This window comes from Kineococcus haloalkalitolerans, from assembly GCF_050871905.1.
Taxonomy (GTDB): Bacteria; Actinomycetota; Actinomycetes; order Actinomycetales; family Kineococcaceae; genus Kineococcus.
Window position 1 is genome coordinate 38,258 of sequence record NZ_JBJLSH010000003.1, and the last position, 17,156, is coordinate 55,413.

Sequence of the window (17,156 nt, forward strand, 5' to 3'; positions counted from 1 at the left end):
CCCTAGCCTCGGGGGAGGTCCAGACAGCGGCCTCCACCCGACGTGAGGACCGTGCGGTGATCTCTCGACCTCGCGCGGGCAGACCCGCACCGCTCGCGCCGCCCCGGCGGCGACCGCTCCCGCGCACGGCGCGCCGGTGAGGCACGAGGCGCTGGTCAGCGCCATGGCCGCCCTGGCCCGCTCGGCCAGCGGGGACCTCGGCCCCGAGGAGCTGCTGGCCCACCTCGTCGACATCGCCGCCGAGCACCTGCCCAGCGACGGCGTCGGGGTGATGGTCGACGACGGCGGGCTGGTCCGGTTCGTCCACGGCACGCACGGCGCGGTCACCCGGGTGGAGCGCCTGCAGGAGCTGACGCAGGAGGGCCCGTGCCGCGACGCGCTGCTGTTCGAGGTCGACGTGGTCGTCGACGACCTGCGCGACCCGGTGCAGACGGCGTGGCCGGAGTTCGTCGAGCGGGCGCTGGAGGCGGGGTTCCGCTCCGTGGTCGCCGTCCCCCTCGTCAGCCGCGGGCGGGTGTGGGGCGCGCTGGACCTGTACCGGCGCCAGGCCGGTACCTGGCGGCCCGAGGAGCTGGCGTGGGTGCGGCTGCTCGCGCACGTGGCCGTCTCCTACGTGGTGATGGCCGCCGACCGCGACGAGGCCCGGCGCGCGCAGGCCGAGCTGGAGCACCGGAGCACCCACGACGCGCTGACCGGCCTGCCCAACCGCACCCTGCTCTTCGACCGTCTCGAGCACGCCCTGTGCTCGGCTCGCCGGCACCGGCGCACCGTGGCCGTCTTCTTCATCGACCTCGACCGCTTCAAGGCCGTCAACGACACCTTCGGCCACGCCGCCGGCGACCGGGTGCTGGCCACCGTCGCCACCCGCATGAGCGCCGCGCTGCGCGGGGAGGACACCCTGGCCCGCCTGGCCGGCGACGAGTTCGTCGCGGTCTGCGAGGACCTGCCGCAGGACGAGGACGGAGCGGCGTCCGAACAGGTGCGGGTGGTCGTCGGTCGCCTGCGCCGCGCCCTGTCGCGCCCCGTGCGGCTGGGCGAGCTGGACGTGGTGGTCTCGGCCAGCATCGGCGTCGTCCTCGCCGAGGACCACGTCAGCGCCGACGACCTGCTCGCCGACGCCGACAGCGCCATGTACCGGGTGAAGCAGCAGCGCGGCACCGACGTCGTGCCCGACCCGCGGACCGCTCACGGCCCCACGACCGGCGTCGCCGGCGACCCGCGCCCGGCGCGCTCGGCCCGGCAGCTGGAGCGCCAGCTGTCCCAGGCCCTGCCGCACGACCAGCTGCGGGTGCACTACCAGCCCATCACCACCGCCGACGGCGCCGTGCACGCCGTCGAGGCGCTGCTGCGCTGGCAGCACCCCCGGTACGGGCTCCTGCCCGCCGCGGAGTTCGTCGGCCTGGCCTCCGGCAGCGGCCTCGTCGTGGGCATCGGCCGCTGGGTCGTCGAGCGGACCTGCGCCCAGATGGCCCGCTGGCAGGAGGAGCTGGGGGCGCGGGCGCCGCGGACCGCCTACGTCAACCTCACCGCCCGCGAGCTCGCCGACCCCGCCCTCACGTCCACCCTGGCCGCGTCGGTGCGCGACCACGGCCTGCAGCCGCAGCACCTGGGTCTGGAGCTGCTGGAGTCCAGCTTCATCGACCCCGAGGTCCTGCCCAGCCTGCACGAGCAGCAGCACCGCGGGCACCCGCTGTCGGTGGACGACTTCGGCACCGGCTGGTCCTCCCTGTCCCGGCTGGTGGAGCTGCCGGTGCGCATGGCGAAGATCGACAAGAGCCTCGTCGCGGGCGTCGGCCACGACCCCCGCCGCCGCGCCCTCGTCGAGGCGGTGGTCACGGTGGCCGACAGCCTGGACCTGCGCGTCATCGCCGAGGGCGTGGAGACCCCGGAGCAGGCGCGCGGGGCGCTCGAGGCCGGCTGCCACTACCTGCAGGGCTTCCACTGCGGGCGGCCGCAGCCGGGCGAGGAGCTCACGGCCCGCTGGCGCGCGTGAGCGGGGCGGTGCGGCCGGGAACCCGGTGGACGGCGCCCGGCCCACCCGGGTGGACTGGGCCGGTGGAGACCCCGCCGCTGCCCGCCGACCCGCGACTGGCCGACGGCGAGGTGCTGCTGCGCCGGCACCGCGACGCCGACCTGGACGGCGTGCTGGAGCAGGGCCGCGACCCGGGCACGCAGCGCTGGGTGCCCGTGCCCGTCCCGTACGGCCCGCAGCAGGCGCGCGACTACCTCGCCGCCGTGCGCGCCGACCACGCGGCGGGCCGGGCGCTCGCCCTGGCCGTCGTGGTGGGCGGCCGCTTCGCCGGGTCGGTGGACCTGCGCCTGGAGGGCGCCGGGTGGGGCGAGGTCGGGTACGGGCTCGCCCCGTGGGCGCGCGGGCGGGGCGTGGGCACCCGCGCGCTGCGCCTGCTGCTGACGTGGGCGTTCGACGAGGCGGGGCTGGCCGGCGTCCACTGGCGCGCCCTCGTCGGCAACGAGGCCTCGCGCCGGACCGCGCAGGCGTGCGGGGTGCGCGTGGAGGGCACCGTCCGCGGTCTGCTGGACCACCGCGGCGAGCGCCGCGACGGGTGGATCGGCTCCGTGCTGGCGGGTGAGCTGGTGCGCTGAGCCGCGGGACGGCCTCCTCCGTCGGGGGTCGTCGCTACCGTCCTCGCGTGATCACGACCCTGGCGTCGAGCTTCCTGCCCGTGAGCGACCCGGCCGCTGCCGCCGCCTGGTACGCCGAGCGCTTCGGCCTGACCGTCGCGGAGGTCCACGAGCACGCCGCCGTGCTGGACGACCGGGACGGGCGGCGGCTGGCCCTGCTGGGACCGGCCAGCGGGATCGCCGCCGAGCCGGGGTTGCCGTGGGCGGCCGTCAGCTTCCGCGCCCCGGACGTCCGCGCCTTCCGCGAGGAGTGCCGGGACGCGGGCGTGCCCTGCTCCGACGTCCGGGGCGACGCCGCGACGTGCCTGTTCGTGACGGTCGAGGACCCCGACGGCGGCACCGTCCTGGTCGTCGACCGCTGAGGCGCCGCCCGCCGCGGCCTACGCGGTGGAGGCGGCCAGCACCGCCGCGTCCAGGGGCCGGTCGGCGTGCACGAGGCGCACCGCGGCCGGTCCGGGTTGCCCGCGTCCGGGCCCCGGTGGACCAGGGCCAGGCCGGCGCGCTCGGTGGCGCGGCGGGACGCCTCGTCGTGCTCCAGCAGGTACGCCACGACGGGCAGCTCCGGGCGCAGCCGCGCCGCCCACCGGCGCGCCTCGGCCACCACCTCCTGCGTGTAGCCGTGCCCCCACGCGCCCGGCGCCAGGCGGTAGTCGGCGTTCCGCGCCAGACCGTGCGCCGCCCAGTCGCCGCGGTGGCCGTCCACGAGCGCGCGGGTCCGCTCCACCGTCGTGTGCCGTCCGGAGGGCAGGTGCCGCCACACGTCCGGGGCGGCGTGCAGGGCGCGCAGCTCCGCCAGGTCCGCCTCGACCGGGGCCGTCAGGAGCAGTCGCTCCGTCTCGACGCGGGCGGCGGGTCGGCGGGGGAGCCCGCGGGAGGGGGCGTCACGGCGGGCAGCCCGCCCGAGGCCCCCGGCACCGGGCCGCGTTCCCCACAGGTGTTGTCCACCGCCTGTGGACGACACCTGTGGACAGGGACGGCTCACACGAGCGGGACGACCGCGCGCCCCACGACGAGGTCCACCCCGGCGAGGCGCAGCCCGTACCGCCGCGCGGCGCGCAGCAGCCCGTCCGCCCACCCCACGTCGGCGGCCCGCACCCCGGGCGGTGCGGGACGCACGAGCGCGGCCGCGCAGCGGCCCGTCCCGGGGGCCTCCTCGGCGACCACCCGCACGGCCAGCTGCGCCACCTGGTCCAGGAAGCGGTCGTCGTGCGCCTCCGGCAGCCCCTCCAGCGCCAGGACCACGGGCGACGGGTGGTCGTGGACGTCCGGCACCACCAGCCACAGCTCGTACCCCGCCGGCGGGTCGGCGTCGGCCAGCAGGGCGCGCCAGCGCGCCGCGGTGGCAGCACGGGACGGGGCAGGGGTCAGCGGGGAGCTCGTCACGCCGCCGACCCTGGCCGCCGGCCACGACCCGGCGGCCCGCCCGTCCACACCCCGGCCGGGTCGCGCGCGCCGGACGCGGGTGTGGACCCGGCGGCGCTCAGGACGCCGGGACCCCCGCCGCTGCGGCGATGCTCCGCACCGCCTCCTCGTCGAGGTCCACGACGACCTCCCCGTCCCGCTGCCGCGGCACCGTGAGGACGGTGACGCGCACCTGCCCGTCGTCCCCGAGGTCCACCAGGCAGGCGCCGCTGCCGCGCACGGCCCGCTCGCGCCCGGCCGGCACCAGCACGTCGGTGCGGTTGGCGACCGCCGGGGCGACCACGGCCGTCACGCCGTCCAGCGCGGCGACGTACGGGTGGTGGTAGTGCCCGCTGAGCAGCACCCGCACGTCCGTGCCGCGCACGACGTCCAGCAGCTCGTGGGGGCGCTGCAGGCGCAGCGCCTCGTGCAGCACCGTCGGGGCCGGCAGCACCGGGTGGTGGTGCACGACGACCGTCCCGCGCGGGGCGCCCCCGCGCAGCAGCTCCGCGAGCCGCTCCAGCTGAGCGGGCCGCAGCTCCCCGTACCCGGCGCCGGGCACGGAGGTGTCCAGGGACACCAGGCGCAGCCCGCCGGCGTCCACGACGGCGTCCACCGGCTCGTCCGGGTCGTGGTCGGGCCGGTCCAGCAGCCCGGCGGCGAACGGCGTGCGCGCGTCGTGGTTGCCGACCGCCCACACCACGGCCGCCCCGCGCGGGCGCGCGAACCCCTCCACCAGGGCGCGCACGGCGGCGTAGGAGGCGGGCGTGCCGTCCTCGGAGACGTCGCCCGAGACGACGACGGCGTCCAGGGCGCCGAGCCCGCCGAGCCCGGCGAGGACGTCGCCCAGGGCCGCGGTCGTGTCGACCGCTCCCTGGTGCAGGCCGGCGTCGGCGAGCAGGTGGGTGTCGGACAGGTGCAGCAGGCGCGCGCTCACGCGGTGATCGTGCCCGAGGCCGCCGACCTGCGCCCGGAGTTGCACGTGCCTAGCGTGGGCGCATGAGCGAGCAGCCCGACCAGCCGAACCTCGACGACGTCATCGACCCGGAGATCGCGGCGCCGCGCGACCGCCAGGAGCACGCCAAGGCGCCCGCGCGGCCCAGCGACGACGAGCTGGAGCAGCGCGTGGAGCACGAGCGCCGCGAGGTGGGCCTGGGCGGCGACGAGGGCCGGGACGTGCCGCCCGCCACCGACTGACGACCCCGCGGCCGGGGGCCAGGGGCGGCTCAGCCGTCCCCGCGGCCCCCGCCGTTCGACGCGCCGTTCCCACGGCCGTTGCCGCCGCCGCCGTTCCCGTTGCCGTTCCCGTTGCCGCCGCTGTTCCCGCTGCCGGCCGCGGCGGTGTCACCGTCACCGTCCCCACCGCCGTCCCCGTCGCCGTCGCCGCCGCCGTTCCCACCGGTCGCGGTGGGCGAGGCGGTCGGCGAGGCCGTCGGGCTGGACGTCTCGGTCTCGGTGGGCTCCGGCTCCGGCTCGGCCTCCACGACGAGGTCGACGCGGCTGCCCACGTCCACGGAGCTGCCGGCGGACACGCTCTGGCTGACGACGGTGCCCGGCTCGGCGCCGCCGGTCGTGGCGCGCTCGACGTTCACCTGCAGACCGAGGTCGTTGAGGGCCGCGGTGGCCGCGTCCTCGCTCTGGCCCGCCACGTCCGGCACGGTCACCTGGCCGCTGGCGACGAACAGGTCCACGGCCGTCCCGCGCGCCACGGACGCCCCGACGGCCGGGTCGGTGCGCACGACGGTGCCGGCGCGCGCCGAGGGAGACTCGTCGGTCTGCTCGGCGTCGCCGCCGCTGAGGCCGGCGGCGGCCAGCGTGGCCCGCGCCTCCGACTGCGTCTGCCCGGTGACGTCGGGCACCTCCACGGCGGCCGGCCCGGTGGAGACGTTGACGACGACGGTGCCGCCGAGCTCGACGGGGGTGCCGGCCTCCGGGTTGGTGGACTGCACCTGCCCGGCGGGGACGGCGTCGTCGGCGACGTCGCGGAACTCGCCCACGAGACCGGCCTCGTCCAGGGCGGCCTCGGCCTCCTCGCGGCTCTGCCCGACGAGCACCGGCACGTCGGCCGTCGTGGGCGACTGGGTGACCGTCGGCTCGTTCCCGCCGCCGGAGCCGTCGCCCAGCAGCGACCAGCCCGCCGCACCGACACCGAGGAGCAGGGCGAGGACGAGCAGCACCCACGGCCAGCGGCGCCGGCCGCCCTCGTCGTCCCCGTCGCCGGGGTCGGTGGCGACCGCGGCGCCGCCGCGCGGGGCCGGGTCGGCGGACGCGCCCGTGACGACGGGCATGGCGGAGGTGGGGGTGCTGGGCGCGGGGGCGGGCGGCACGACCTGGGTGGCGACGGTGGGCGCGGCCAGCCCCGCAGCGCCCGCCGCGCCCGCGGCGACCGAGGCCCCGCGCAGCGGGCGCCCCTCCACGGCCCGGCGCAGGTCGTCGGCGAAGTCCGCGGCCGTCTGGTAGCGGTTGTCGCGCTCCTTGGACAGCGCCATGAGCACGACGGCGTCCACGGCCGGCGGCACGGACGGCTCCAGCGCGCTCGGCGGCTTCGGCTGCTCGCTGACGTGCTGGTAGGCGACGGCGACGGGGGCGTCGCCGGTGAAGGGGGGCCGGCCGGTGAGGACCTCGTAGAGCATGCAGCCGGTGGAGTACAGGTCGCTGCGGGCGTCGACCTGCTCCCCGCGCGCCTGCTCCGGCGACAGGTACTGGGCGGTGCCCATGACCGCCGACGTCTGCGTCAGCGTGGCGGAGGAGTCGGACACGGCGCGGGCGATGCCGAAGTCCATGACCTTCACCTCGCCCGCCGGGGTGATCATCACGTTGGCGGGCTTGATGTCGCGGTGGACGATGCCCATCCGGTGGCTGTACTCCAGCGCCCCGAGCACGCCCTCGGTGACCGACAGGGCGTCGGTCAGCGGCAGCGGGTGGTCGGTGCGCAGCACGTCGCGCAGCGTGCGGCCCTCGACGTACTCCATGACGATCCACGGCAGCTGCAGCTCGCCGCCGCCGGGCTGGACGGCCGCGTCGGCGCCCGTGTCGTACACGGCGACGATCGAGGAGTGGTTCAGCGACGCCGCGGACTGCGCCTCGCGGCGGAAGCGCGCCTGGAAGGAGGGGTCGCGGGCCAGGTCGGCGCGCAGCAGCTTGACCGCGACCGTCCGCCCGAGGCGCCGGTCGTGGGCCACGTGCACCTCGGCCATGCCGCCGCGGCCCAGGAGGCTGCCCACCTCGTAGCGCCCGCCGAGCACGCGCGGCGCGTCCTGCGGGCCGTCCTGGCCGTTGCCGTCGGTCACGTCGTCCTCTCCCCGTCCCTCAGACACCCAGTGCCGCCCTCATCACCTGCTGCGCCACCGGGGCCGCCAGCCGTCCACCGTAGGCGCTCTCGGAGGACCCGCCGTTGTCGATCACCACGGCGACGGCCACCTCGCGGTCCCCGGCGGAGGCGAAGGAGGTGAACCAGGCGTAGGGCGCGGCGCCCTCGCCGGCCTGCGCGGTGCCCGTCTTGCCGGCCACGTCCACGCCGGGGACCTGCGCCCGCGTGCCCGTCCCGCTCTCCACGACGCCGCGCATGATCTCCGTCAGCTCCCGCGCCGTCTCCGGGCTGACCGCGCGGCCGAGCTCGCGGGGGGAGGGGGCGTCGATGACGTCGAACGTGCCGTCCCCGGCGCGCACCTCGGCGATGAGGTTGGGCTGCACGAGCACCCCGTCGTTGGCGATCGCGGCGGAGACCATCGCCACCTGCAGCGGCGTGACGCGCACCTCGAACTGGCCGATGGACGACTGCGCGAGCTGCGGGGGGTTCAGGTCGGCGGGGAAGCTGCTGGGGGTGACCCCGAGCGGGATCGACAGGTCCTGTCCGAAGCCGAACGCCTCGGCCTGCTCGCGCAGCGCGTCCTGGCCCAGCGTCATGCCCAGGTCCGCGAAGGCCGTGTTGCAGGAGATCCGCATGGCGTCGGCGAGGGTCACCCGGTCACCGGCCCCGCACGCGCCGCCGTCGGAGTTGCCGATGGTGGCGGTGGTCTGCGGCAGCTCCAGCCGGGCGCCGCCGAACAGCTCCGAGGCGGTGTCGTAGTCGCCGCTCTCCAGGGCGGCGGCGGCGGTGACGACCTTGAACGTCGAGCCCGGCGGGTACAGGTCGCCGGCGATGGCGCGGTTGACCAGCGGGTCGCCCTCGTCGGCCAGCAGCGAGGCCCACGCCTCGCGGGCCGCGGCGCCGTCGTGGGTGGCCAGCCGGTTGGGGTCGTAGCTGGGGCTGGAGACCATCGCCAGGACGTCGCCGGTGGACGGCTCCAGCGCGACGACCGCGCCGCGGCGGCCGTCGAGGGCGTCGTACGCGGCGCGCTGCACGGCCGGGTCCAGGGTCAGCCGCACGTTCGCCCCGACCGGCTCGGCGCCGGTGAGCAGGTCGGCGAGGTTGCGGTAGAAGAGCCGGTCGGCCGTGCCGGAGAGCACGTCGTTGGCGGCGCGCTCGATGCCGGAGGTGCCGTAGACGACGGAGTAGTAGCCGGTGGCGTGCGCGTACAGCTCGGCGTCGGAGTACTCGCGCTGGAACTCGTACACGTCGTCGACGGGGGTGCTCGTGGCGATCGGCTGGTTCTCCCCGACGAGGATCGCGCCGCGCTCGCGGCCGAACTCCGCGTACAGCTGCCGGGAGTTGCCGGGCATGGCGTTCAGCTCGTCGGCGCGCACGAACTGGATCCACGTCGTGGAGGCGAACAGCGCGAAGAAGAGGAACGCGACGACGGCCGACAGGCGGCGCAGGGGGCGGTTCACCCGAGCCTCACCACCTGGGTGACGCCGGTGTCCCCGGCCTCGGGGCCGTTGCGGACCTCCTCGGCGGGGCGGCGGGCCAGGTCGGAGACCCGCAGCAGCAGCGCCACGACGATCCAGTTGGACACCAGCGAGGACCCGCCGGCGGCCAGGAACGGCATCGTGAGGCCCGTCAGCGGGATGACGCGGGTGACGCCGCCGACGACGACGAAGACCTGCAGCGCGACCGAGAAGGACAGGCCCGCCGCCAGCAGCTTGCCGAACCCGTCGCGCACGCCGATCGCCGAGCGCAGCCCGCGCTGCACCAGCACCGCGTACAGCAGCAGCACCGCGAACAGGCCCACCAGGCCCAGCTCCTCGCCGAAGGAGGAGTAGATGAAGTCGGAGTTGGCGAACGGCACGATGTCGGGGCGGCCGCGGTCCAGCCCGGTGCCGGTCAGCCCGCCGTTGGCCATCCCGTACAGGCCCTGCACGAGCTGGTAGCTGCGGTCGGTGTTGTCCGGGTCGAAGGGGTGCAGCCAGATGTCCACGCGCTGCTGCACGTGGGAGAACGCCGAGGCGGCGAAGACGGCGCCGGCGGCGAACAGGCCCAGACCCAGGACGATCCAGCTGACCCGCTCGGTGGCGACGTAGAGGACGGCCACGAACAGGCCGAAGAACAGCAGCGAGGTGCCCAGGTCGCGCTGCAGCACGAGGACGCCGACGCTGGCGAGCCAGGCCAGCAGGATGGGGCCGAGGTCGCGGGCGCGCGGCAGGCGCAGGAACAGCAGCTTCGGGCCGGTCAGCGACAGCGCGTCGCGGTGCACGACGAGGTAGCCGGCGAAGAACACCGCCAGCACGATCTTGGCGATCTCCCCGGGCTGGAAGGACAGCGGCCCGATCCCCACCCAGATGCGCGCGCCGTTGATCTCCCTGCCCAGCACGGGCAGCAGCGGCAGCAGCAGCAGGACGAGACCGGCGACCATCGCGGTGAACGTGTAGCGGCGCAGCACGCGGTGGTCGCGCACCAGCACGAGGACCGCAGCGGCCGCCAGCACGCCCAGCGCCGACCAGACGAACTGCCGCGGTGCCTGCGCGGCGCCCGACGTCGCCCCGTCCAGGCGGTGGATCATCACCAGGCCCAGGCCGTTGAGCAGCGTGGCCACCGGCAGCAGCACCGGGTCGGCGTACTTGGCCCGCCAGCGCAGGACCAGGTGCAGGCCGACGGCCAGGCCGCCGAGCACGCCGGCGTGCACGAGCATGTTGGGCGGCAGCGCACCGTCGGCCGTCAGGCCGACGACGGCCCACGCGCCGGTGGAGATGGCCAGCGCCAGCAGCACGAGCACCAGCTCGGCGCCGCGCCGGGTGCGCGGGTACACGGGCAGCACGGTCGCCATCAGCTGCTCCCCCCGCACTCGGCGGTCGGTTCGTCGGTGGTCGGTCCCGGCGTCCCGGTCGGGGACCCGGTGGGTGACGCGGTCGGCGCCGGGCTCGGCGCCGGGCTCGTCGCCGGGCTCGTCGCGGTGTCCGCCGCCGGGGAGGCCGTGGGCGCGGGGGTGGCCACCCGGGCGGCGGCCGCCCGGCACGCGACCGCGATCTCGCGCAGGTTCGCCACGGTGCGCTCGGCGCCCGCCCGGTCCACGGCGCTGATCCGGTTCTGCACCTGCCGGCGGTAGGTGGGCGGCAGGTCGGCCAGCGCGACACCGGTCAGCTCCACCACCGACGACGTCGTCACGGGGCCCACGTCCTGCGTCAGCCCCCGGTACAGCGCCACCTGCCCGGCGTCGGCGCCCACGAACCACTGCCGCTGGCTCCAGTCCCACACCCCGTACGCGCCCGCCGTCAGCAGCAGGAGCAGCACGAGCGGGCCGGCGATCCAGCGCCGTCGCCGTCGCCGGCGCGAGCCGGCCCCCTCGGCGGCGCGGGCTGCGTCGTCCTCCTCGTCGTCGTCGGCGCCGTCCCGCTCGCCGCGCAGGGCGGCGGCGCGCGCGGCGGGGGTGCCGGTGGCGCTGGAGCGGCGCGGGCGGTGGAACGCGGCGGCGCCCACGACCTGCGGGGTCGTCGAGGGCGGCGTGCCGCCGCCGAGCTCGACGACGTCGGCGACGACGCAGGAGACGTTGTCGGGGCCGCCGCCGCGCAGGGCCAGGTCCACGAGGCGCTCGCAGGTGGCCTCGGGGCTGTCGCCGGCGGCGAGGGTGGCGGTGAGGGTGTCGTGGCTGACGACGCCGGACAGGCCGTCGGAGCACAGCAGGTAGCGGTCGCCGGGGCGGGCCTCGCGCACCGACACGTCGGCGTCGTCGTCGGCGCGGCCGGTGAGCACCCGCATGATCATGGAGCGCTGGGGGTGGTGCTCGGCCTCCTCGGGCGTGATGCGGCCCTCGTCGACGAGCGTCTGCACGTAGCTGTGGTCGCGGGTCAGCTGCACCAGCTGCCCGTCGCGCAGCATGTAGCCGCGCGAGTCGCCGATGTGGGCGAGGACGAGGCGGTTGCCGGCCCGCAGGATCGCGGTGACGGTCGTGCCCATGCCGGCCAGCTCCGGCTCGGACTCCACCCGGCGGCGCAGCTGCTCGTTGGCGGCCTCGAGCGCCTCGTGCAGGTGGTCGGCGGCGTCGTCGCTGCCGTGCGACTCCCCGTCGAGGACGGCCAGCTCGCCCACGGCCAGCGAGGAGGCCACGTCGCCGCCGGCGTGCCCGCCCATGCCGTCGGCGACGACGAGCAGGTGCGGGCCGGCGTAGCCGGAGTCCTGGTTGGTGGTGCGCACGAGGCCGACGTCGGAGCGGGCGGCGTAGCGCAGGGCGATCGCCACGGCTACCTCCGCAGCTCGAGCACGGTCTTGCCGATGCGCAGCGGCGTGCCGGGCTCGAAGGGGGTCGGGGTGGTCAGGCGCGCCCGGCCGAGGTACGTGCCGTTGGTGGACTGCAGGTCCTCCACGACGAACCCGCCGGCGGCGGGGTCGGCGGTGATGCGCACGTGGCGGGTGGAGGCGTACTCGTCGTCGAGGACGAGGGTGCAGTCGGCGCCGCGGCCGATGAGGACGGGGGCCGCGCCCAGCGTGATGCTCGTGCCGCGCAGGGAGCCCTCGACGACGACGAGGGTGGCGCGCGGGCGGGGCGGCTCGGCGGGCTCGGGCGGCGCGTCGGTGCCGGCGGGGGCGCGCGCGGCCGCGGGCCGGGGCCGGGAGGTGCGGCGGGCGGTGACGCGGGTGCCCAGCAGGTCGGTGCGCAGGACGCCGGCGACGGCGAGCACGAAGACCCACAGCGCGACCAGCAGGCCGAGCCGCAGCGCGGTGAGGGTGAGTTCGCTCACGGGACGGTCAGGTCCAGCTCTCGTCGTGGCGGCCGGAGCGGAAGACGAGCCGCGTGCGCCCGACGGTCACGGTCGCGCCGTCGTGCAGGTCGGTGGAGGAGACCCGCTCGCCGTCCACGAAGCTGCCGTTGGTGGAGCCGAGGTCGACCAGCCGCGCGCCCTGGGCGCCGACGCGGACCTCGGCGTGCCGGCGGGAGACGCCCGGGTCGTCGACGACGACGTCGGCGTCGGAGCCGCGGCCCACGACGGTGACGGCCTCGTTGAGGACGTAGCTGCGCCCGTCGACCTCCAGGCGCGGGCGCCCGGCCGGGGTGGTGCGCGGGGAGGCGGGCGCGACGCGGCCCTTGACGGTGGAGCTGAGGACGCGGAAGACGCCGGTCTCCAGGTCCTCGGCCTCGTGGAAGGAGACCCGCACGGGGCCGACGAAGGAGTAGCGCTGCTTCTCGGCGTGCTGGGTGACGGCGACGACGAGCTCGTCGGCGAGGGTGTCCTGCCAGCTGGCGATCTTGTCGTGGTCGGTGGGGCCGAGCTCCACGACGAAGCTGTTGGGGACCAGGGTGCGCCCGCGGGCCAGGACGGCCGCGCGGTCGTCCAGTTCGCGGCGCAGGGCGCTGGCGACCTCGACGGGCTGGACCTCGCTGCGGAAGGCGCGGGCGAAGACGCCGTTGACGGCGCGTTCGACACCCCGCTCGAAGCGGTCGAGCACTCCCACGCCGCCTCCCCCCGTGCGGTCGTCCCTGCGGCACCGGCGGTCCCGGCCACGGCATCGTATCGGCGCCCTCGCCGCCCGCCCGTCGTGCGCGACCGGGCGCGTCACGAGCAGCCGCGCGGGCCTGGTACGGTTCTCGATGTCTGCGCGAGTGGCGGAATAGGCAGACGCGCACGGTTCAGGTCCGTGTGCCCGAAAGGGCGTGGGGGTTCAACTCCCCCCTCGCGCACAGGAGAAGGCCCCGGTCGTCCGACCGGGGCCTTCGTCGTCCCTGGGCTGTGGAGGTCCGGGGGAGGGGTTCGCGCCGGACCTCCACAGCGTGCGGGGGCGCTGCGCCTCGACGCGGCTCAGCGCACGCGGGCGGAGCGGTCGCCGCGGGCCACCGACAGGCGCACCCGCCCGGCCACGTCGCCGCGGCCGATGACGGTGCGCAGCTGGCGGCTGACCTCGTCGGCGGCGCGGCCGACCTCCTCCAGGTCGGCGCTGGGCTCCACGACGGCGCGCAGCTCCACGACCAGGCGGCCGCGGTCGACGACCGTGCGCCCGGAGGCCGAGCGGACGCCGGGGGCGGCGGCCAGGGCGTCCGCCGCCGCGCCGGCGGGGGCGTCGGCCTCCAGCACCAGCCGGTCGCCGTCGCGCGAGCCGGGCAGGGACAGCGCCGGCGCGCTACGGCGCGGGACGTGGGCCAGCAGCCACCACAGCGCCAGGAAGGCGAGGACCACCGCGGCGGCGGCGCAGGCGCCGGCGAACCAGCCGGCGCCGACGGCGTCGGCGACCGGGCCCGTGCTGAGGCGCTCGGGCGTGCCGGGCAGCAGCTGGGCCAGCCACCCGGCGTACCAGGCGACGGCCGCGGCGCCGGCGGCGATCAGGACGAGGCCGAGCAGGACCGCGACGAGGCGGTCCAGGCCGAGGACCTTGCGGCTCACGCGGGCACCTCCTGGGCGGAGCGGTCGGTGGCGGGGGCGCGGACGGCGACCCGCACCCGCGGCTGCGGGTCCAGGGAGCGCAGGCCGCTGCGCACGGCGTCCTCGACGCGGGTGCGCACGTCCCCGCTGGTGGCGTCGACCGTCACGGTGACGGTGCGGCGGCTCGCGGAGGAGCTGGCGGACAGGACCCCGTCGACGGAGCGGGCGGCGCCGGAGGCCAGGCGGGCGACGTCGCGGGTGGTGACGTGCACGCCGGGCGCGGACGTGACCGCGACGGCCCTGCGGGAGCGGCGGGCGAAGCCCGTCGCCAGGACCCACAGGCCCACCAGGACGAGGACGACCCCGACGGCGGCCAGGGCCGGGCTGGGGGCCAGGCCGTCGGCGGCGTCCACGGCCGCGGGGACCCACGGCTGCCCGCCGACGGTGCCCCAGGTCACGAGCGCCTCGCGGGCCAGGACGGCCGCGACGGCGAGCAGGAGGACCGCCAGGACGGGTCCGAGGACGCCGACGCGCCCGGCCCCGGTGGGCTGGCCGGCGTCCTGCAGGCGCTCGCCGCGACCGGCGGTGCCGGTGCTGGTGCTGTCGAGCTGGCTCACTGGACCCTCCTCGTGCCGGTCGTGCCCGCCCGCTCGGCGGTCACGTACGTCGCGACGGTCACCTCGACGGCGTCGACGGTCGTGGCGGCGTAGGCGGTGACGGCCTCGCGCACGGCGTCGCGGACGGCGGCGGCCACCCGCGGCGCGGGGTGCGGCCACACGGCCGCCACCTGCACCTGCAGCCGGGCGCGGTGCCCGGCGACCGTGCAGTCCACGGACGGGTAGGCCCGCCCGAGGACGCTGTCCAGGGCCCCGGCGACGCGGGCACCGGCGCCGCCGGAGGCGGTGCCGCCGGTGCGGGTGGTGCCGGGCACCCCGGCCGCGGCGGCCTCGGCGATGCGCTGCACGACGCGGTCGTGGACGACGAGCCGGCCGCGCTGCTCCGGCGCCGTCGCGACCGCGCTGTCAGCCACGGCCGCGGCCGGGCACGAGCGCCGCGAGGTCGACGCGGCCCTCCAGGTGGGCGCCCACGGCGTAGCCGACGGCGCCGAACAGCAGCGCCAGCAGCAGCCAGCCGAAGCCGCCGACGGCGGCCACGAGGGCGAGGAGCAGACCGGCCAGCAGGCCGGCGGTCGAGGAGGACATGTCCTCTGGTCCTTCCGTCCGGGGCGCCCGGTGCGGGCGCCGTGGGTGCGCCCGGCAGGGCGCGGGTCAGGCGGCGGCGACGTCCTCGACGTGGACGGCCACGGGGGCGGGCACGGCGGCGGCGGCGAGCACGGCGGCCGCCGCCGCGTGGACGTCGCGGGCCACCTCGCGCACGGGGGCGTCCAGCCCCAGGACGACGTGCACCTCCACGGGCGGCCCGCCGGGCCCCGCGCCGCGCAGGGCGGCGTCGGGCAGGCGGACGCCGGTGACGCGCCGCCCGGGCAGGTAGGTCGCCACCTCCCCCAGCGCGCCGGCGTGCAGCCGGACGACGCCGGGGACGGCGAGGACGGCGCCCGCCAGGTCGTCCGCCAGCCGCTCGAGGCGGTCGGCGTCCGCGTCGGGGGGCGGGGTCACTGGACGCGGACGGTCTTGGGCTCGTCGTCGTCGGCGTCGTCCTCGGGCAGGTGGACGTCCGAGACCTCGATGTTGACCTCGGTGACCTCCAGCCCGGTCATCCGCTCGACGCTGGTGATGACGTTGCGCCGCACCGAGGAGGCCAGGTCGGCGATGGCGACGCCGTACTCGGCGATCAGCACGACGTCGACGGCGGCCTGGCGCTCGCCGACCTCGACGGCCACGCCCTGGGCGTGGTTGACACGGCCGCCGGGGATGCGCTCGCGGATGGCGCCGACGGCGCGGGCGGCGCCGCCGCCGAGGGCGAAGACGCCGGAGACGTCGCGCGCCGCGATGCCGGCGATCTTCGAGACGACGGTGTCGGCGATCGACGTGGTGCCGTGGTCGCTGGACAGCGAGCCCGGGGTGGCGCCGGTGCGCGCGGTGGCGGTGCCCGCGGTGGTGGGCCGGGTGGTGGTGTTCTGCTCGGTCATGGCTCCTCCGTCCGGTGCGAGCGGTGCGGTCGGTGACCGCTGGTGTTCCGTTCGCAGGAGTGGTGGAGCGCGTGACCACCGGTTCGTCACGGTCCCGTGGGTGTGATCGTCATCACACTGCGGCCGTGTGGGAGAGCGCTCCCTCCGCGTGCGGAGGGTCGGGCGCCGTGGTCCGATCGGCCGGCACGATCAGCAGGTCGGAGCCCGCGCGCGGCGGTGCCCGCGCAGGTCCTCGAGCGCACCGTGGAGCAGCCCGCGATGTCCGACCCCGAGGCCGACGACGACGTCGGCGACCAGAGCAGCGCCCCCGCGCAGCCCGACCCGTCCGACGAGGCCCTCGCCCGCCGCGCCGCCCTCGGCGACCGCGACGCCTTCGCGGTGGTCGTCGACCGGCACGGCCCGGCCCTGCACCGCTACGCCTACCGGCTGCTGGACGACCCCGGCGACGTCGACGACTGCGTGCAGGACGTGTTCCTGTCCGCGTGGAAGGGCCTGCCCTCCTTCCGCGGCGACTCCTCCCTGCGCACCTGGTTGTTCACCATCACCCGGCACGCCGTCTACGCGCGCTCGCGCCGGTGGCCGGCCTCGGGATCTCGACCCCACGTGGACCTCGACGACGTGGTAGACCGGGTGCGCGACCTGCGGGCCGACCCCGAGCGCGAGAGCGTCGAGGTCGCGCTGCGGGAGGCGCTCGACCTGGCCCTGCAGCTGCTGCCCCCGCGGCAGCGCGCGGCCTGGCTCCTGCGCGAGGTGGAGGAGCTGCGCTACGACGAGATCGCCCGGGTGCTCGGCACGACCACGACCTCCGTGCGGGGGCTGCTGGAGCGGGGCCGGGCCACCCTGGCGCAGGCACTGGAGGAGTGGCGGTGAACGACCGACCCGCGGGAGCGCTGCCGGGCGAGGACGTCCTGGCCGCCGCGGCCCGCTCCCTGCGCGTGCACACCCCGGCGGGCTGGACGACGGCCCGCGCCGGTGTGCTGGAGCGCGCCCGCCGCGCCTTCCGGCCCTCCGCGCCGGTGCGCGGGCGCCACGAGCTCGGCGAGTTCGTGGTCGCCTCCGACGTCGTCGTCACCCGGCTGCGCCAGGCGGTGGACGCCCTGCCCGACGCCGCTGCCCGGCGCATCACCTGCTCCACCGACGCCACCGACGCCCTGGACGGCGTGACCGTCGAGGTGACGGTGCTCTTCGGCGCCCACCTGCCGACCACGGCCCGCACCGTGCGGGCCGTGGCCGTTCGGGCGCTGGAGGAGCTGCTCGGCGAGCTCAGCCCCGTGCCGGAGGCCGTCGACGTGCACGTGCACGTCGGGGACGTCGTCGCCGACTCCCGCGACCTGCGCTGAGCCGCCGGGCCCGCGGG

At 77.2% G+C, this 17,156-nt stretch carries 20 protein-coding genes, 1 tRNA gene and 1 pseudogene; 7 read left to right on the forward strand and 15 right to left on the reverse strand.

Annotated features, from left to right (window positions below):
• The first annotated feature begins 136 nt into the window (after positions 1-136).
• The 3 genes from ACRYMY_RS02150 (at position 137) to ACRYMY_RS02160 (ending at position 3,005) form a co-directional block, all read left to right on the forward strand.
• Positions 137-1,993 carry a putative bifunctional diguanylate cyclase/phosphodiesterase gene (locus tag ACRYMY_RS02150; protein ID WP_432545623.1) on the forward strand — a complete coding sequence of 619 codons (1,857 nt, stop codon included), beginning with the start codon at positions 137-139 and terminating at the stop codon, positions 1,991-1,993.
• Between the two features lie 62 nt (positions 1,994-2,055).
• Complete coding sequence (locus ACRYMY_RS02155) at positions 2,056-2,604, forward strand: GNAT family N-acetyltransferase (protein WP_432545624.1); 549 nt, start codon at positions 2,056-2,058, stop codon at positions 2,602-2,604.
• Between the two features lie 47 nt (positions 2,605-2,651).
• Positions 2,652-3,005 carry a VOC family protein gene (locus ACRYMY_RS02160; RefSeq protein WP_432545625.1) on the forward strand — a complete coding sequence of 118 codons (354 nt, stop codon included), beginning with the start codon at positions 2,652-2,654 and terminating at the stop codon, positions 3,003-3,005.
• Positions 3,006-3,193: 188 nt separating this feature from the next.
• Here ACRYMY_RS02160 and ACRYMY_RS02165 read toward each other — a convergent pair.
• The 3 genes and pseudogenes from ACRYMY_RS02165 to ACRYMY_RS02175 all read right to left on the reverse strand — a co-directional run.
• Positions 3,194-3,718, reverse strand: a pseudogene (locus ACRYMY_RS02165) (GNAT family N-acetyltransferase); the annotation flags it as partial.
• On the reverse strand, positions 3,622-4,026 hold the full coding sequence (locus ACRYMY_RS02170; RefSeq protein WP_432545626.1) for a hypothetical protein: 405 nt from the start codon (positions 4,024-4,026) through the stop codon (positions 3,622-3,624). The pseudogene ACRYMY_RS02165 and the gene ACRYMY_RS02170, both read right to left, overlap by 97 nt.
• A gap of 97 nt (positions 4,027-4,123) precedes the next feature.
• The gene (locus ACRYMY_RS02175; RefSeq protein ID WP_432545627.1) at positions 4,124-4,981 is read right to left on the reverse strand and encodes a metallophosphoesterase family protein; all 858 of its coding nucleotides are present in this window, start codon (positions 4,979-4,981) and stop codon (positions 4,124-4,126) included.
• Between the two features lie 62 nt (positions 4,982-5,043).
• On the opposite strand from ACRYMY_RS02175, the gene ACRYMY_RS02180 reads away from it, so the two are divergent.
• A complete protein-coding gene (locus ACRYMY_RS02180) occupies positions 5,044-5,241 on the forward strand; it encodes a hypothetical protein (protein ID WP_432545628.1) in 198 nt (65 codons plus the stop codon).
• A 29-nt stretch (positions 5,242-5,270) separates the two neighbouring features.
• On the opposite strand, the gene pknB is transcribed toward ACRYMY_RS02180, so the two are convergent.
• Genes pknB through ACRYMY_RS02210 form a run of 6 tightly spaced genes read right to left on the reverse strand, consistent with a single transcriptional unit; the run spans position 5,271 to position 12,808 of the window.
• Complete coding sequence (gene pknB, locus ACRYMY_RS02185) at positions 5,271-7,334, reverse strand: Stk1 family PASTA domain-containing Ser/Thr kinase (protein ID WP_432545629.1); 2,064 nt, start codon at positions 7,332-7,334, stop codon at positions 5,271-5,273.
• Positions 7,335-7,353: 19 nt separating this feature from the next.
• Positions 7,354-8,814, reverse strand: coding sequence for a peptidoglycan D,D-transpeptidase FtsI family protein (locus ACRYMY_RS02190; RefSeq protein WP_432545630.1), 1,461 nt, complete (start codon positions 8,812-8,814; stop codon positions 7,354-7,356).
• On the reverse strand, positions 8,811-10,187 hold the full coding sequence (locus ACRYMY_RS02195; protein WP_432545631.1) for an FtsW/RodA/SpoVE family cell cycle protein: 1,377 nt from the start codon (positions 10,185-10,187) through the stop codon (positions 8,811-8,813). Before ACRYMY_RS02195 ends, ACRYMY_RS02190 begins: the two co-directional genes overlap by 4 nt.
• Positions 10,187-11,596, reverse strand: a complete 1,410-nt coding sequence (locus tag ACRYMY_RS02200) for a Stp1/IreP family PP2C-type Ser/Thr phosphatase (protein WP_432545632.1) — start codon at positions 11,594-11,596, stop codon at positions 10,187-10,189. The genes ACRYMY_RS02195 and ACRYMY_RS02200 overlap by 1 nt, the downstream gene beginning before the upstream one ends.
• Positions 11,597-11,598: 2 nt before the next feature.
• Positions 11,599-12,096 carry an FHA domain-containing protein FhaB/FipA gene (locus tag ACRYMY_RS02205; RefSeq protein ID WP_432545633.1) on the reverse strand — a complete coding sequence of 166 codons (498 nt, stop codon included), beginning with the start codon at positions 12,094-12,096 and terminating at the stop codon, positions 11,599-11,601.
• A gap of 7 nt (positions 12,097-12,103) precedes the next feature.
• On the reverse strand, positions 12,104-12,808 hold the full coding sequence (locus ACRYMY_RS02210; protein ID WP_432545634.1) for an FhaA domain-containing protein: 705 nt from the start codon (positions 12,806-12,808) through the stop codon (positions 12,104-12,106).
• A gap of 142 nt (positions 12,809-12,950) precedes the next feature.
• Here ACRYMY_RS02210 and ACRYMY_RS02215 point away from each other — a divergent pair.
• Positions 12,951-13,034: transfer RNA gene (locus tag ACRYMY_RS02215), tRNA-Leu, on the forward strand.
• A gap of 118 nt (positions 13,035-13,152) precedes the next feature.
• On the opposite strand, the gene ACRYMY_RS02220 is transcribed toward ACRYMY_RS02215, so the two are convergent.
• From ACRYMY_RS02220 to ACRYMY_RS02245, 6 genes are all read right to left on the reverse strand, one after another.
• Positions 13,153-13,731 carry a hypothetical protein gene (locus ACRYMY_RS02220; protein WP_432545635.1) on the reverse strand — a complete coding sequence of 193 codons (579 nt, stop codon included), beginning with the start codon at positions 13,729-13,731 and terminating at the stop codon, positions 13,153-13,155.
• Positions 13,728-14,327, reverse strand: coding sequence for a DUF6286 domain-containing protein (locus tag ACRYMY_RS02225; protein WP_432545636.1), 600 nt, complete (start codon positions 14,325-14,327; stop codon positions 13,728-13,730). Before ACRYMY_RS02225 ends, ACRYMY_RS02220 begins: the two co-directional genes overlap by 4 nt.
• Complete coding sequence (locus ACRYMY_RS02230) at positions 14,324-14,740, reverse strand: Asp23/Gls24 family envelope stress response protein (protein ID WP_432545637.1); 417 nt, start codon at positions 14,738-14,740, stop codon at positions 14,324-14,326. The genes ACRYMY_RS02225 and ACRYMY_RS02230 overlap by 4 nt, the downstream gene beginning before the upstream one ends.
• On the reverse strand, positions 14,733-14,912 hold the full coding sequence (locus tag ACRYMY_RS02235) for a DUF2273 domain-containing protein (RefSeq protein ID WP_369054245.1): 180 nt from the start codon (positions 14,910-14,912) through the stop codon (positions 14,733-14,735). Before ACRYMY_RS02235 ends, ACRYMY_RS02230 begins: the two co-directional genes overlap by 8 nt.
• Before the next feature lie 66 nt (positions 14,913-14,978).
• Positions 14,979-15,326, reverse strand: a complete 348-nt coding sequence (locus tag ACRYMY_RS02240; RefSeq protein ID WP_432545638.1) for a hypothetical protein — start codon at positions 15,324-15,326, stop codon at positions 14,979-14,981.
• The gene (locus tag ACRYMY_RS02245; RefSeq protein ID WP_432545639.1) at positions 15,323-15,799 is read right to left on the reverse strand and encodes an Asp23/Gls24 family envelope stress response protein; all 477 of its coding nucleotides are present in this window, start codon (positions 15,797-15,799) and stop codon (positions 15,323-15,325) included. Before ACRYMY_RS02245 ends, ACRYMY_RS02240 begins: the two co-directional genes overlap by 4 nt.
• A gap of 216 nt (positions 15,800-16,015) precedes the next feature.
• On the opposite strand from ACRYMY_RS02245, the gene ACRYMY_RS02250 reads away from it, so the two are divergent.
• Together ACRYMY_RS02250 and ACRYMY_RS02255 are read left to right on the forward strand one after the other, a co-directional pair.
• Positions 16,016-16,669, forward strand: a complete 654-nt coding sequence (locus ACRYMY_RS02250) for an RNA polymerase sigma factor (RefSeq protein WP_432545640.1) — start codon at positions 16,016-16,018, stop codon at positions 16,667-16,669.
• Positions 16,666-17,139, forward strand: coding sequence for a hypothetical protein (locus tag ACRYMY_RS02255; protein WP_432545641.1), 474 nt, complete (start codon positions 16,666-16,668; stop codon positions 17,137-17,139). Before ACRYMY_RS02250 ends, ACRYMY_RS02255 begins: the two co-directional genes overlap by 4 nt.
• Positions 17,140-17,156 lie beyond the last annotated feature (17 nt).

Excerpts from the sequence above, each read along its gene's own strand:
- ACRYMY_RS02180 (WP_432545628.1), top strand. The coding sequence starts at position 5,044 with ATGAGCGAGCAGCCCGACCAGCCGAACCTCGACGACGTCATCGACCCG.
- ACRYMY_RS02195 (WP_432545631.1), bottom strand. The coding sequence starts at position 10,187 with ATGGCGACCGTGCTGCCCGTGTACCCGCGCACCCGGCGCGGCGCCGAG.
- ACRYMY_RS02235 (WP_369054245.1), bottom strand. The coding sequence starts at position 14,912 with ATGTCCTCCTCGACCGCCGGCCTGCTGGCCGGTCTGCTCCTCGCCCTC.
- ACRYMY_RS02245 (WP_432545639.1), bottom strand. The coding sequence starts at position 15,799 with ATGACCGAGCAGAACACCACCACCCGGCCCACCACCGCGGGCACCGCC.